Annotated in this window: 17 protein-coding genes; 3 read left to right on the top strand and 14 right to left on the bottom strand. The window is 67.2% G+C overall.

The genetic code is table 11. From position 1 onward, the window contains the following. Positions 1-51 precede the first annotated feature (51 nt). The 12 genes from AC2S9W_RS18925 to AC2S9W_RS18870 all read right to left on the bottom strand — a co-directional run bounded on the left by AC2S9W_RS18925 (position 52) and on the right by AC2S9W_RS18870 (position 9120). Positions 52-348 carry a type II toxin-antitoxin system RelE/ParE family toxin gene (locus tag AC2S9W_RS18925; protein WP_067113340.1) on the bottom strand — a complete coding sequence of 99 codons (297 nt, stop codon included), beginning with the start codon at positions 346-348 and terminating at the stop codon, positions 52-54. Then, entirely contained in the window at positions 341-592 is a 252-nt protein-coding gene (locus AC2S9W_RS18920) for a type II toxin-antitoxin system ParD family antitoxin (RefSeq protein ID WP_067113337.1), read from the bottom strand. Before AC2S9W_RS18920 ends, AC2S9W_RS18925 begins: the two co-directional genes overlap by 8 nt. A gap of 51 nt (positions 593-643) precedes the next feature. Continuing rightward, the gene (locus AC2S9W_RS18915) at positions 644-937 is read right to left on the bottom strand and encodes a hypothetical protein (protein WP_067113334.1); all 294 of its coding nucleotides are present in this window, start codon (positions 935-937) and stop codon (positions 644-646) included. A 100-nt stretch (positions 938-1037) separates the two neighbouring features. Next, positions 1038-1247, bottom strand: a complete 210-nt coding sequence (locus tag AC2S9W_RS18910) for a DUF167 domain-containing protein (RefSeq protein WP_486571419.1) — start codon at positions 1245-1247, stop codon at positions 1038-1040. Between the two features lie 68 nt (positions 1248-1315). Beyond that, positions 1316-2311: an NADPH:quinone oxidoreductase family protein gene (locus tag AC2S9W_RS18905; RefSeq protein ID WP_076078061.1), complete on the bottom strand. Its 996-nt coding sequence runs from the start codon at positions 2309-2311 to the stop codon at positions 1316-1318. A gap of 25 nt (positions 2312-2336) precedes the next feature. Next, on the bottom strand, positions 2337-2939 hold the full coding sequence (leuD, locus tag AC2S9W_RS18900; protein ID WP_076076510.1) for a 3-isopropylmalate dehydratase small subunit: 603 nt from the start codon (positions 2937-2939) through the stop codon (positions 2337-2339). Next, a complete protein-coding gene (locus AC2S9W_RS18895) occupies positions 2936-3379 on the bottom strand; it encodes a GxxExxY protein (RefSeq protein WP_104959806.1) in 444 nt (147 codons plus the stop codon). Before AC2S9W_RS18895 ends, leuD begins: the two co-directional genes overlap by 4 nt. Positions 3380-3442: 63 nt before the next feature. Beyond that, on the bottom strand, positions 3443-4873 hold the full coding sequence (gene leuC / locus AC2S9W_RS18890) for a 3-isopropylmalate dehydratase large subunit (protein WP_076076509.1): 1431 nt from the start codon (positions 4871-4873) through the stop codon (positions 3443-3445). A 684-nt stretch (positions 4874-5557) separates the two neighbouring features. Then, entirely contained in the window at positions 5558-6862 is a 1305-nt protein-coding gene (locus AC2S9W_RS18885) for a serine hydrolase domain-containing protein (RefSeq protein ID WP_104959805.1), read from the bottom strand. Then, on the bottom strand, positions 6846-7502 hold the full coding sequence (locus tag AC2S9W_RS18880; protein WP_067113663.1) for a 3-oxoacid CoA-transferase subunit B: 657 nt from the start codon (positions 7500-7502) through the stop codon (positions 6846-6848). The genes AC2S9W_RS18885 and AC2S9W_RS18880 overlap by 17 nt, the downstream gene beginning before the upstream one ends. Continuing rightward, positions 7502-8401 (bottom strand): HAD family acid phosphatase, encoded by a 900-nt coding sequence (locus AC2S9W_RS18875; RefSeq protein WP_104959804.1) that lies wholly within the window; start codon positions 8399-8401, stop codon positions 7502-7504. The genes AC2S9W_RS18880 and AC2S9W_RS18875 overlap by 1 nt, the downstream gene beginning before the upstream one ends. Next, entirely contained in the window at positions 8398-9120 is a 723-nt protein-coding gene (locus AC2S9W_RS18870; protein WP_076076503.1) for a CoA transferase subunit A, read from the bottom strand. The genes AC2S9W_RS18875 and AC2S9W_RS18870 overlap by 4 nt, the downstream gene beginning before the upstream one ends. 88 nt (positions 9121-9208) lie before the next feature. Here AC2S9W_RS18870 and AC2S9W_RS18865 point away from each other — a divergent pair, with 88 nt between their 5' ends. Continuing rightward, complete coding sequence (locus AC2S9W_RS18865) at positions 9209-10111, top strand: LysR family transcriptional regulator (protein ID WP_076076501.1); 903 nt, start codon at positions 9209-9211, stop codon at positions 10109-10111. Positions 10112-10168: 57 nt separating this feature from the next. Further along, positions 10169-10981 carry a universal stress protein gene (locus tag AC2S9W_RS18860; RefSeq protein ID WP_076076498.1) on the top strand — a complete coding sequence of 271 codons (813 nt, stop codon included), beginning with the start codon at positions 10169-10171 and terminating at the stop codon, positions 10979-10981. Between the two features lie 232 nt (positions 10982-11213). Here AC2S9W_RS18860 and AC2S9W_RS18855 read toward each other — a convergent pair whose 3' ends face one another. Together AC2S9W_RS18855 and AC2S9W_RS18850 are read right to left on the bottom strand one after the other, a co-directional pair. Then, positions 11214-11864: an HAD-IA family hydrolase gene (locus AC2S9W_RS18855; RefSeq protein WP_076078058.1), complete on the bottom strand. Its 651-nt coding sequence runs from the start codon at positions 11862-11864 to the stop codon at positions 11214-11216. Between the two features lie 233 nt (positions 11865-12097). Further along, positions 12098-13201: a DUF2855 family protein gene (locus AC2S9W_RS18850; protein WP_076076495.1), complete on the bottom strand. Its 1104-nt coding sequence runs from the start codon at positions 13199-13201 to the stop codon at positions 12098-12100. Positions 13202-13254: 53 nt separating this feature from the next. On the opposite strand from AC2S9W_RS18850, the gene AC2S9W_RS18845 reads away from it, so the two are divergent. Then, positions 13255-13638, top strand: coding sequence for a DUF488 domain-containing protein (locus AC2S9W_RS18845; RefSeq protein WP_076076493.1), 384 nt, complete (start codon positions 13255-13257; stop codon positions 13636-13638). Positions 13639-13725 lie beyond the last annotated feature (87 nt).

The raw sequence follows: 13725 nt of genomic DNA, 5'->3' as shown, positions 1-13725 counted from the left end.
GCGCGGGGAGGGCGGTTGGCGGATTGCAGGCAATCGCGCCACTCCCTGCGCTCAACCCTTCAGTTGCCTCGTTGCATCGCGCCGTTCGTGCAGTACGCGGATCACATCGACCTGCTCGTCGTCGATCAGGTAGAATATGAAATGATGTCCGCTCCGCGCCCGTCTCAGGCCCGGAAGCACGTCCGCCTCTTTCGGGTGGCGTAGTCCGTCCATCGCGAGGCGTTCGATGGCGCGGCGGATATCGCCGATATAGTGGCGGGCCTGCTCGATGCCCCATTGTTCGATGGTGTAGTCGGCGGCATTGTCGATATCGGCCTCCGCCGCGGGGCGGACGGTGATGTTACGCATCGCTTTCGGGGCCGAACTTTCGTTCCATGAAGCTGTCCCAGTCGAACGGGCGGGGCGGGCCACTGTCGATGCCCTTCTGAATTTCGCGCCGTAACGCCTCGACGCGGTCATCATATGCGATATAGCGCCGCATCGCTTCGCGCACGACCTCGCTGGTTGTCGCAAACTGGCCCGATTCGACCTTGCGGCGGGCAAATTCGATGAAGGGTTCGCCAAGTGCGACCGATGTGTTCTTCGCTGCCATGACGGTCACGTTACCAAATTTTGGTAACCCCGTCCAGAATGGCGCTCCGGCCTATCCGCCCAGCAGGCCCCGGATCGGGTCGAGGTCGGAGAAGGGGCGGTCGACCTGCTGGCCCATCAGCCACAGCTTGTGGCAGGCGATGGCGAAGAACATCAGCGCGATGGTCCAGACGATGATCGTCTTGATCACCCGCCACCGCTTCTCCTCATAGGCGAGGCGGGCGCGTTCCTTGTGGTCGATGCCCAGGTCGCCTTCGAACTCGGCGACGAGCTGCGCGCGGCGGGTGCGCGAAATGTTCGCGATGCTCGCGGCATATGAGTCCCTCGTCGGACGGCGAGTTGCCATGCTTTTCTGCCCTGCGCACGATGGTCACGCTCCGGCAGGATAGGCGAGAGGCGCTGACAAAGGGTTAACGGACGGGGGCGACCGGCGGCGGCCCGGCGGCTCAGCGCGCCGCAATGGCGACTAGCTTGATCCGCGCGCCCGCGCCGCGCACCAGGGTCAGGTCGCGGCGCGGCCGGTCCAGCGCGGCGGCGAGCAGGCGCAGCACCGCGTCGTTCGCGGCGCCGTCGGCGGGCGGGGCGGTGACGCGAAGCTGCACGATGCCGTCCGCCAGCTTCACCTCGTCGCGGCTGGCGCCGGGGGTGACGCGCACCTCCAGCCGCCCGGCGGGCGCGGCGAGCGCGTGCAGGGCGGCGGTCAGCGCGGGGTCGGGGCGGTATTTCAGATCGTCACGACCAGCTTGCCGACCGCGCTGCGGTCGCCGAGCCTGGCGATCGCCTTGCCGCCGTCGGCCAGCGCGAAGGTTTCGGTGACGCGGGGCTTGATCTTGCCCTGCTCCCAAAGCTGGAACAGCCGCGCGATATTGGCGCGGTTGCGTTCGGGCTCGCGGGCGACGAACGCGCCCCAGAAGACGCCGGCGACGTCGCAGCTCTTGAGCAGCGTCAGGTTCAGCGGCAGGCGCGGAATGCCGGCGGGGAAGCCGACGACCAGATAGCGGCCCTCCCATGCGATCGAGCGCAGCGCGGGTTCGGCATAATCGCCCCCGACCGCGTCGTAGATGACGTTGGCGCCGTTCGGGCCGACGGCTTCCTTGAACGTGTTCGCCAGCGCCTTCGAGGCATCCTTGTCGAACGGCTGATAGCCATAGACGACCACCTCGTCGGCGCCCGCCTGCCGCGCGATCTCGGCCTTCGCCTCGCTCGATACGCCGGCGACGACCCGCGCGCCGAAGGCCTTGCCGAGTTCGACCGCCGCGATGCCGACCCCGCCCGAGGCGCCGAGAACGAGCAGCGTGTCGCCCTCCTTGATGTGGCCGCGGTCGACCAGCGCGTGGATGCTGGTGCCATAGGTCATCAGCAGCGCCGCGCCTTCGGTGAAGTCATGGCCTTCGGGCAGGTGATAGACATTGTGAACCCCGACCGCGACCGCTTCGGACATGCCGCCGTTGCCGCAACCGGCCAGAACGTGGTCGCCGACCTTGAATTCGGTCACGCCCTCGCCGACTTCGGCGACGATCCCCGCCACCTCGCCGCCGGGCGCGAAGGGGCGTTCGGGACGGAACTGATATTTATCCTCGATGATCAGCACGTCGGGGAAATTGACCGCACAGGCCTTCACGTCGATGACGATCTGGCCCTTGCCGGCGGTGGGGCGCGGCAGATCGCCGAGCACGAGCGTTTCGGGACCGCCGGTGGCGGTCGACAAGAGAGCCTTCATCCTCATCATCTCCTCTGCTTTATCTTTATCGGGCGTCGATCGTCGCGGGGCGCAGCCACGGACGATCTTCGGCCAGTCTTTGCTCATAGATATCGATCGCGGCGCCGCTCTTTTCGGTCAACGAGATTTCGTCGAGGCCGTGGAGCAGGCACATCTTGCGAAACGGGTCGATGTCGAAAGAAAAGCGGTCCTGAAAGGGCGTCGTCACCGTCTGCGTGTCGAGGTCGACGTGCACCGGGTCGGTCGCGGCGACCTCCATCAGCCGGTCGATCGCCGGCTGGGGCAGCACGACTGGAAGGATGCCGTTCTTGACCGCATTGCCCGAGAAGATGTCCGAATAGGACGGCGCGATGACGACGCGGATGCCCAGGTCGCCGAGCGCCCAGGCGGCATGCTCGCGGCTCGACCCGCATCCGAAATTGTCGCCCGCGATCAGGATCGGCGCGCCCTTGTATTCGAGACGGTCGAACAGATTGTCGGGGTCGGCGCGCAGCGTCTCGAACGCGCCGCGCCCCATGCCCTCGCGACTGGTGGTCTTCAGCCAGTGCGCCGGGATGATGACGTCGGTATCGACATTCTTGAGCCCCAGCGGAATCGCACGGCCCTCGACCTTGTCCAGCGGAGTCATGCATGACCTCCAGCGGCAGCGCCGATTTGGTTCACGCGAAGACGCGAAGACGCGAAGGCCGTATGATTGTTGACGATACGGCGGATTCCTTCCTTGAAGGTTGCGCCGCCGAAATTCATCAGCAGCCCGACGGGCTGCTGCATCAAGCGTAGATAGGTCAACATTTGTTTCCCATGTGCCTTGGACAAGGCTTCGACAGATTTGATCTCGACGATCAACTGGTCTTCCACCAACAGATCGATACGAAAACCGTCGGCAAAATGCATTCCGTCAAACGTGAAACTGACGGGTTTCTGCCGCTCGACCTTCAAACCCGCCCGAGCGAGGCTGGCGGCGAGCACTTGTTCGTATACCGTTTCAAGCAGACCGGGTCCCAGATCGCAATGGATATGAAATCCGCAATCGATCGCCTGTGCCGCGATGGCTTCCACATCAGCCATGGGTGCGGCCTTTCTCCCTTCGCGTCTTCGCGTCTTCGCGTGAACCCGAATGGGACCGCCCTGTCATCGCATCAACTCCCTGACGTCGGTGAGCCTGCCCGTCACCGCCGCCGCCGCCGCCATCGCCGGGCTGACCAGATGCGTGCGCGCGCCCGGGCCCTGACGGCCGACGAAATTGCGGTTGCTGGTCGATGCGCAGCGCTCGCCGGCGGGTACCTTGTCGGGATTCATCGCGAGGCAGGCCGAACAGCCCGGCTCGCGCCATTCGAGCCCCGCGTCGAGGAAGATGCGGTCGAGCCCCTCGGCCTCGGCCTGCGCTTTCACCAGCCCCGATCCGGGGACGACGATCGCCCATTTGACATTGTCGGCCTTGGTGCGGCCCTTGATGACCGCGGCGGCGGCGCGCATGTCCTCGATGCGGCTGTTGGTGCAACTGCCGATGAAGATATTCTCGATGGGCACGTCCTGCATGCGGGTGCCGGGTTCGAGCCCCATATAGGCGAGGCTCTTGGCGGCGGCGGCCTGCTTCGACGGATCGGCGAAGCTCGCCGGGTCGGGAACGATGCCGGTGATCGGCACGACGTCCTCGGGGCTGGTGCCCCAGGTGACGCTCGGCGCGATGTCCGCCGCATCGATCACGACGACCTTGTCGTAGGCCGCGCCCGGATCGGTCGCGAGGCTCTTCCAATATTCGACCGCCGCATCCCAGTCGGCGCCCTTCGGTGCATAGGGGCGGCCCTTCAGATAGGCGAAGGTCGTCTCGTCGGGCGCGATCAGCCCGGCGCGCGCGCCGCCCTCGATCGCCATGTTGCTGATCGTCAGCCGGCCCTCGATCGACAGCGCGCGGATCGCGCTGCCGGTATATTCGATGACGTGGCCGGTGCCGCCCGCGGCGCCGATCGTGCCGGTGATGTGGAGGATGATGTCCTTGGCGCTGACGCCGGGGCCGACCTCGCCCTCGACGCGCACCTCCATCGTCTTCGACGGCTGGAGCAGCAGCGTCTGGGTCGCGAGCACATGCTCGACCTCGCTCGTCCCGATGCCGAAGGCGAGCGCGCCGATGCCGCCGTGGCACGCGGTATGGCTGTCGCCGCAGACGATCGTCGTGCCGGGCAGCGAGAAGCCTTGCTCGGGCCCGACGACATGGACGATGCCCTGCTCGGGCGCGACCGCGTCGATGTAGCGGATGCCGAACTCGGGCGCGTTCTTCTCCAGCGCGGCGAGCTGCGCCGCGCTCTCGGGGTCGGCGATCGGCAGGCGGTGACCGGCCGCGTCCCTGCGGGCGGTCGTCGGCAGATTGTGGTCGGGAACCGCGAGCGTCAGGTCGGGCCGCCGCACCTTGCGCCCCGCGGCCCGAAGCCCGGCGAAGGCCTGCGGACTGGTGACTTCATGGACGAGGTGGCGGTCGATGAAGATCAGGCAGGTACCGTCGGGGCGCCGTTCGACGACATGCGCATCCCAGATTTTCTCATAAAGCGTGCGGGGCCGAGTCATGCGGATCACTTAAGCCGCTCGCGCAAGTTTGCAAGCGAACGGCGGTCGGAAAACGCAATTTCCGGTCGCGCTTATCGTCACCCCTGCTTGGGGGGAGGGGCGAGACCGGGCGATCTTGCAGCGGCGATGCGTGCTGGAGTGTTTTCAGGTCAGGTGGAATCACCTGACGAGTCGGAAAACACGGCAAAACAAGAATTTGGAGCGTCATGACGTTGGATTGACCCGCTTCGTCATTGCGACCCCGGACCTGATCCGGGGGAAGCAATCCAGGGCGGTTTACGAGACTCTGGATTGCCGCGCGGCTTCGCCGCTCGCGGGTGACGAACCCAGCCGATGTCATTATGCTAAGGCGTGTGGGGGTTCAGAGTTTATCGCCGCGATATTGTATAAAGCCGTGTTCCCCCGCGAAGGCGGGGGTCCATCTTCGGCCGGTTCCATCTCGAAACCACCGCAGATGGGTCCCCGCCTTCGCGGGGACACACGATAAAGGACAGTTGCAAGATGAACCCCCACAGACCTTAGGACAGATCGACATTCAGCTCTGGCGGCCTGCAAATGGCGGCCTTTCGCGCTTCCGGTGCTCACGTGCCATCAGCACGCTGCGCTCCGGGTCCCGAAAAACCACCATTTTGACCTGTGGTCGTCTTCGACTCCGGCTCGCCATCCTCTGAATGTCGATCCGCCCTAGCCTTTCGGCGGCTCGGCGATCGCAGCCCGGACCGCGCCGCCCCGTGCCGGGGGCAGTTCACTGAGGTCGAGCCAGCGCGTCCCCTCCCGCTTGTGGTAGCTGTCGATCGCGGCGAAGGGGATGCGGAACGGGAATCCCCAATCGCTGTTCCACAGGGCGACGACGCCGGTCCGCGTCGCCGGTTCGAAGATCATCGTCGCGCGATAGCCCGCGACCGCTCCCGAATGGCCTTCGAGCCGGTGGCCGTCGTAGGTGAAGCTCCGCCAGCCGAGGCCATAGGCCGCGTCGGCGGTGGCCTGACGCAGCGCGCCGCCATAGAGCCGCCCCGTGCCGACGCGCGGGCGATGGGCCATCTGCAACACCGCCTCCGGCAGCACGTCCGGACGGCTTCCCATCATCGCCTGCATCCATGCGGCGAAGTCGACGATGTCGCTTTCGACGCCCGCCGCGGCGGGAACGCGCCAATAGGCTTCCTTGACCGGCAGGACATGCGCGCCGCGGTGCGGCCGGGCCCAGTCCCTGGCCTCCGTCAGCCGCTTCATTCCGTAGCCCGCGCTGACCATGCCGAGCGGCAGGAAGAGACGATGCTCGACCGTGTCGGGGAAAGCCCGGTTCGCGGCCTTGGCCAATATCTCGTTCGCGCCGTCGAAGGCGACGTTCTGATAGCTGTGGCAGGTGCCCGGTTCGCATTGCAGCGGAGCGCCGGCCAGGCTCGCGCGGAGCAGCGCGGGGTCCTGCCCTTCCTCCAGCTTCTCGTCATAGGCGTTCTTGGTGAGGCCGGTGCGCTGGGACAGCAGGTCGGCGAGCGTTATCCGCGCTTCGGCGGCGTCCGGTAGACGCAGCGACGTGCGCCAGTCGGCGACCGGGCGATCGAGGTCGACTGTGCCGTCGCGCGCCAGCGCCGCCGCCAGGGCACCGGTCGCGGTCTTGGAAACCGAGGCCCAGCGGAACAGCGTATGCGGCGTGACCGGCGCGCCCGTCGACTTGTCGGCGACGCCATAGGCGCGGACGAAGCGCAATTCGCCGTCTTCGACCACCGCCACCGCCAGCCCGGCCATTTCGGGCCGCTGCGAGAGCGCGGAAAGTTGCTCGTCGAACGTGCGATAGTCGATCCGGCCGCGCCATTCCGCCGGCGTGTCGGGCAGCTTTTCCGGACCCCGCATCGGGATCGCAACACTGGCAAGGCCGTGGTCGCCGCCGGACACGCGAAAGCCGAGCCAGCCGGCAAAGCCGAACGCGGCGATCGCGATCAGGGCGAGGAAAAGGCGCGACGCGGCCTTGTGGTTAGATGGCGACCTCATATGCGGCGGTGGTCTTAGCCGCGACTTCCTCCGCCGTCACCCCCGGCGCGAGTTCGACCAGCCGGAACGGGCTGTCATGGTCGTCGCGCCTGAAGACGGCAAGGTCGGTGACGATCATGTCGACGACATTCTTGCCGGTCAGCGGCAGCGTGCACGCCGGGATGAACTTGGCGCTGCCGTCCTTGGCATTATGCTCCATGACGACGATGATCTTCTTGACCCCCGCGACCAGATCCATCGCGCCGCCCATGCCCTTGATCATCTTGCCGGGCACCATCCAGTTGGCGAGGTCGCCGGTCTCCGACACCTCCATGCCGCCCAGCACCGCAAGGTCGATATGGCCGCCGCGGATCATCGCGAAGCTCTGCTCCGACCCGAAATAGACGGTCTGCGGCAGTTCGCTGATCGTCTGCTTGCCCGCGTTGATCAGGTCGGGGTCCTCGTCGCCCTCGAACGGGAAGGGGCCGATGCCGAGCATGCCGTTTTCCGATTGCAGCGTCACCTCGACGCCTTCGGGAACATGGTTGGCGACCAGCGTCGGGATGCCGATGCCGAGGTTGACGTAGAAGCCGTCGCGCAATTCCCGCGCGGCGCGCGCCGCCATGTCGTCGCGGGTCCAGCCCTTGGTTGCTTCGGCCATTATTTCGGCTCCCATTGCTTGTCGGAGGGGAAGATGTCGGCAAAGCCGCCGCGGATCGACGGGCCGTAGACGGGGTTGGACAGCAGGAACCAGCCCTGGCCCCACAAGGCGGCGATCGGGCTGCTGGTCGCCAGCGTCTTGCGGTCGGCGACCGAAAGGCCCGGCGCATTGAACGCCTGTGCGAAATCGCCGAGCTGGTCGCCGCCCATCGCGATCACGCACCAGCGCGCCGCGATCTGCGCCCGGCGCCCGTCCTTGCTCGCGCCGTCGGGGGTGTCGCCCATCAGGAACAGCGTCTCGCCGTGCCGGAATTCTCCGAGGCCCGCGGCGCGCAGCGCCTTTTCGGTGCCCTGCGCGTTGGCCGCGGTGCGGTTGGTGTTGACGATGATCGTCACGCCCGCGGCGCGCATCGCCGCCAGCGCGTCGACGACGCCGGGCATCGCGATCGCCTTGCCGGCGCCGGTCTTTTCCCACTGGTCCCAGATGGCGGGGTCGAAATCCTTGTGCTGCTCGGCCATGTAGCGCATCGCGCCGATGTTCCAGATCAGCGTCTCGTCGGCGTCGAACACCGCGGCGGGCGGCTTGTCGCCGCAGGCGTCGAAGCGCGGGGCGGCGGGCGTCGATCCTTCGGCTAGCACGAGCTGGCGGCGGGGAACCGCCGAAAGCACGGCGTTCCTGACATAGGCGGCGAGCGCGCGATAGACCTGCGCCGACGCGACCGCGCCTTCCGCCGATCCGTACAGCCATTGCTGGCCCGTCGGCGGCGAGGCGGGAGTCGGCTTTTCACCGATCTGCGAGGCGACGACCTCGTCGCTCAGCGCCTTCGGAGCGGTGGTTGCGGTGGTCGACGCACATCCCGCGAGCAGCAGGCCCGCCGCGAGGGACAGGGCGCGCATCACGCCGCCCCGGCGGTTTCGGGACGCGGGCGGACGGTGCGGAACTCGATCTTCTTGTCGTAGGGCGCGCCGCAGATCAGCCGCTTCACATAGATGCCGGGCAGATGGATGGCGTCGGGGTCGAGGCTGCCGACCGGCACGATCTCCTCGACCTCGGCGACGCAGACCTTCGCGGCGGTCGCCATCGGCTGGTTGAAGTTGCGCGCGGTCTTGCGGAAGATCAGGTTGCCGCTCTCGTCGGCCTTCCACCCCTTGATGATCGCGAGGTCGGCGAAGATGCCGCGTTCGAGGATATAATCCTGGCCGTCGAAGCTCTTGACCTCCTTGCCCTTGGCGACCTGCGTGCCGACGCCGGTCCTGGTATAGAAGCCCGGAATGCCCGCGCCGCCGGCGCGGCAGCGTTCGGCGAGCGTGCCCTGCGGACAGAATTCGACCTCCAGTTCGCCCGCCAGATATTGCCGTTCGAACTCCTTGTTCTCGCCGACATAGGAGGAGATCATCTTCCCGATCTGCCGCGTGCGGAGCAGCTTGCCGAGCCCTTCGCCGTCGATGCCGGCGTTGTTGCTCGCGATGGTGAGGTTCCTGACCCCCGAATCGCGGATCGCGTCGATCAGCCGTTCGGGGATGCCGCACAGCCCGAAACCGCCCGCGCAAATCTGCATGCCGTCGAACAGAAGCCCGTCGAGCGCAGCCGCGGCGTCGGGGTATCGCTTGTTCACCATGTGATGGGGCTCCTTTGCAAGTCGGCGCGACTCTGGCGTATCTCAATCATCAATTCTAATCATAGTGTTTTTCGGTTATTCATAAACAATGTCGATCAATCGCATTGCCATCTACCATCTCGAAACGCTGCTGTGGATCGACCGGCTCGGCACCTTTTCGGCGGCGGCGGAGCGCCTCAATACCACCCAGCCGGCGGTGTCGGCGCGCATGCGCGAGCTCGAGCAGCGGCTGGGGTCGTCGCTGTTCCGCCGCGACGGGCGCGGCATGTCGCTGACCCCGGCGGGGCGCAAGCTGGTGCGCGACTGCGAGCCGCTGCTGCGCGACATGGAGCAGGCGCTGCTCGGCAGCGGCGGCTTTGCCGAGGCGAGCGGGGTGGTGCGGATCGGGGCGGGGGAAATCGCGGCGGCGAGCTGCCTGCCGGCCTTTGTCGCGGCGATGAAGGCGGACATGCCGCACGTCGGGCTGGAGATAGAGATCGACCTGACCGCCAACCTGATCCAGCAATTGCTGACCGGGCGCACCGACATGGCCTTCGCCGCCGGGCCGGTCGCGCACCCCGCGCTCCGGACCAGCCCGATCGGCCCGGTCGCGCTGGTCTGGCTGGCCAGCCCGCGGGTGGCGTCGGCCTTTGGCGACGGCGGCGACTCGTCGGTGCCGATCTGGTCGCTCGCCAGCCATTCGCCGATCCACGGTCGGATGCGCGAGGCGATCGCCGCGTCGCGCGTGGCGCAGAAATCGCTCAACCTGTGCAACAATGCGCGGATGATGATCGACATCGCCAAGGCGCACGGCGGCGTCGGCATCTTCCCCGAACCGATGGTCCGCGCGGAAATGGCGCGCGGCGCGCTGGTCGAGCTTTCGGGGATGCCGGCGCTCGCGCCGATCGAATTCCATGTCGCGATGCGCGTCGTCGATACCGAACCGGTGCTGCTGCGCCTCTTCGACGAGGCGAGCCGGCTTCGCGTCGCACAGATTGACGCCGGTCAATGAACCCGGGCGGCCCGCCGTGCATTGATCGATCATCAGGGCAGTCGAAGGAGATCCGCGATGCGTTCGATTCTGGTTCACGCCGATCATGATGCCGCGTTCGAGGGGCGCTTGCAGGTCGCACTCGACCTCGCGCGCCGGTTCGAAGGGCATGTCACGCTGATGATTGCGACGCCGTTGCAGCAGTTCGTCAGCTTCGATCCCTTCGGCGGCACCTATTTCGCGGCCGAGGCATTGGCTCGGGCGCAGGCCGACGATCTGGCGCTCGAAGACCGGCTTGCCGACCGGCTCGGCAAGGAGGACGTGCCGTGGGACATCGAGATGGCCGACGGCGACATCGTCGGCGCGCTCGCCGGGGCCGCCACGCTGGCCGACCTGGCGGTCGTCAGCCTGCCCGGCGAGGCGCGCGACGGACGCGGCGCGCCGTCGATGCTGGCGGGCGACCTGGCGCTGAGCACGCCCGCCCCCGTCCTCGCGCTGCCGCAGGGCGCGAAGGCGATCGACCATGATGCGCCCGTACTGGTGGCGTGGAACGGCAGCCCCCAGGCCGCCGCGGCGTTGCGGGCCGCGCTGCCGCTGTTGCGCGATGGCCGGCCGGTGATGCTCGTCGCCGTCGGCCAGGATGACGGCGCCTTCCCGGGCACCGACGCGCTGCGCTATCTGTCGCGCCACGACATCCACGCCGAACTGACGCTGGTCGACCGCGGCACGGCGACGGTCGAGGAACGGCTGGAGGAACAGGCCGTCGCGCTCGGCGCCGGGCTGATCGTCATGGGCGCCTTCGGCAAGAGCCGGCTGCGCGAAACGCTGTTCGGCGGCACGACCCAATATCTGGTCACCAAGGGGCGCTTCCCGCTGCTGCTCGCGCATTAAGGGGACGTGCATTAAATCTGAACCATCTGTCCGTTCGTGTCGAGCAAAGTCGAGACACCCATCGGTCTTGCGCCATGACGATGGGTGTCTCGACTTCGCTCGACACGAACGGAATGGAGCGTTGGAGATTAACGGCTCGCCGCTCTAAGGGGGACTCGCTTCCGAATGAACGGTCCCGTGCTCCCGCGAAGGCGGGGACACGGCAGCTTTCATTGGGGGTTGGCGGCCGCCGCTACGCCAGTTCCATCCCCAGTGCGGCCGACAGGTCGGCGAGCGCCTGTTCGCCGCTCGTCACCTTGATCGCGTGCATGCCGAGCCCGGCGGCGGGCTTGCAGTTGATCCCGAGGTCGTCGAGGTAGACGCACGCGGTCGGCGTGACGTCCAGCGCCTCGCACATCATCCGATAGATGCGGGGGTCGGGTTTGCGTACCCCGACCTTGCTCGATTCGATCACATGGTCGAATCGCGCCATGATCGCGGCCACCTCGCGCGCCATTTCCTCGCTGCGCGCCATGCCCGCGCCCCGACCCGACGGCACATTGTTGGTGATGCAGCCGATGGCGATGCCGCTTGCCTTGAGTGTATCGAGCGCCGCGACCATCGCGGGGCGCACCGCACCCGCGAGCACGGCCAGCACCGCTTCGCCCTCCAGCGCGTGGCCGAAGCGGCTCGCCTCCTCTGCGAAAAGGCGGTCGAAGGTCGCGGCTTCGATCTCGGCGCGCTCGAACTTCGCCCAGGCGTTGCCGTCGGGATCGGCGGCGTTGACGCGGCGCACGAAATCGCGCGGCAGACCGCGTTCGTCCTCCAGCCGGTTGAAGGCTTCGAAGGGGGAGGCGGTGATGACGCCGCCGAAGTCGAAGATGACATGCGTGTATCGGGACATGGCGTCGCCATGCCGCGCGGTGGCGGCCGAACGCAAGCGAATTTGGCCGCCTTTCCGGCGCGTCCGCAACCTGCCGTTACGGCAGCGGTAGCCGCTTGGCATAATCCCTTTCGGGCAAGCGGAGCGTGTTCCCCGGCGAAAGCCGGGGTCCACGCGGGGCAGCGCCAAGCCATCTGGACCCCGGCTTTCGCCGGGGAACACGCCCGCTGGAAAGCGATAATCGCCGAACCGCGTCAGGGGGTGACGAGAATCCCCGCCTTCGGATCGGCCTTGCCCGACAGCATCTCGCGATAGGCGTCGAGCGCCGCCTCGCCGCCGGCGCGGCGATCGATGCGGGCGAGGCGCGGCGCGATGGCCATGAACCCCAGCCACGCCCCGGCCATCCGCTCGGCAAAGGCCGCGCCGCCCCAGTCGGCGACGCGCTTCTGCACGCGGCCGGGCGCGAAGAAACCCTGCCGTTCGGGGCCGGGCAGCGCGGATTGCCCCGCGTCGGCGTCCCAATGCGACTTGCCGACGATGATCGAAGCCTTCAGCCGGTCGCCGAAATGACTGTGGACCGCGCGCGTCACCGCGCCATTGCCCGCCATGTCGACCAGCGCCGACGGCGTCGCGGGGTTCAGCGTCAATATGTCGTCATAGGCGATCACGCGGTCGTAGATGCCCTGTGCGGACAGATCGGCGACATTCGCCTTGCTGGTGAGCCCGACCGTTTCGGGGCGCGGTCCCTGCCGCTGCGCCAGCGAGAAGCCGAGGCCGAGCGCGGTCTTGCTCGACGCGCTGGCGATCAATATCTGCGCGGCGCCATAATCGCCTTCGTCCTCGAACTGGTCGGCGATCAGCCATCCGGTCAGGAACAGCGGCCGGAACACCGGCCAATAATCATGGTGCTCGGCGCGGTGATCGCCCAAAGCCTCGATCCGCTGATAATGATTGTAGACCGGGGGCAGGGTGGTGCGGCGCGGCGTCACGTCGGTGAACCCCCCGGGGCCGACGGCGCCGGCGGCCAGCACGGCATGGCTCGCCATCGGGTAATAGCCATAGAAGCGGTCGCCGGCCGCGATGCCGTCGGCAGTGCTCTCGACCACGGTCGCGAAACCCCACACCGGCAAGCGGCCGGGGCGGTTGCGTTCGGCGAAGAAATCCCAATAGCCCTGGTCGTTTCCGAACAGGCCCGATGGATGGCCGAACACCGCATAGGTGATGTTGTTCGCGGTCATCGCATAGCTGTCGATGCGGACGCGGACCTGCCCCGGGGACAACGGTGCCGCGGGATCGGGGACCAGCTTCGCCCGTGTGATGTCGCTGCGATCGATGTCGATCGCCCAGCCGTCGCTCATCGCTTCGTCTCCTCTGCTTGCCTGCCGCGCGGATTTGGCCGATACTCTTGCAGATGCCGACAGGACAGACAATCGCGGTCAAGCGAATCTATGCGCCGCCCGACGACGGCGACGGCGCGCGCTTCCTGGTCGATCGGCTCTGGCCGCGCGGCGTGTCGAAGGAAAAGGCGGATCTGACCGCGTGGCTCAAGGCGCTGGCGCCGAGCGACGCGCTGCGCGACCAGTTCCATCACGCCGCCGCGCAATCGGATGCCGCATGGCATGCGTTCCGCAACGCCTATTTCGCCGCGCTCGATGCCGGCGGGGACGAGGTGGCGGCCGCGCTTGCGGAGATCGACGCGGCGGCGAAGAAGGGCCCCGTCACCCTGCTCTTCGCGGCGAAGGACGAAGCGCACAACAACGCGGTCGCGCTGCGCGAATGGCTAGAGCGGCGGTAGGGTCTTAGGTCACAGACCTAGAGCGGCGTGCATGAAATCTGAAACGCCTTCTCGTCCGTTCGTGCTGAGCTTGTCGAAGCACCGTCC

Source organism: Sphingopyxis sp. 550B (genome assembly GCF_057401805.1).
The sequence above is the reverse complement of the archived record's forward strand: the minus strand, read 5'-3'. Positions and strand labels throughout refer to the sequence as shown.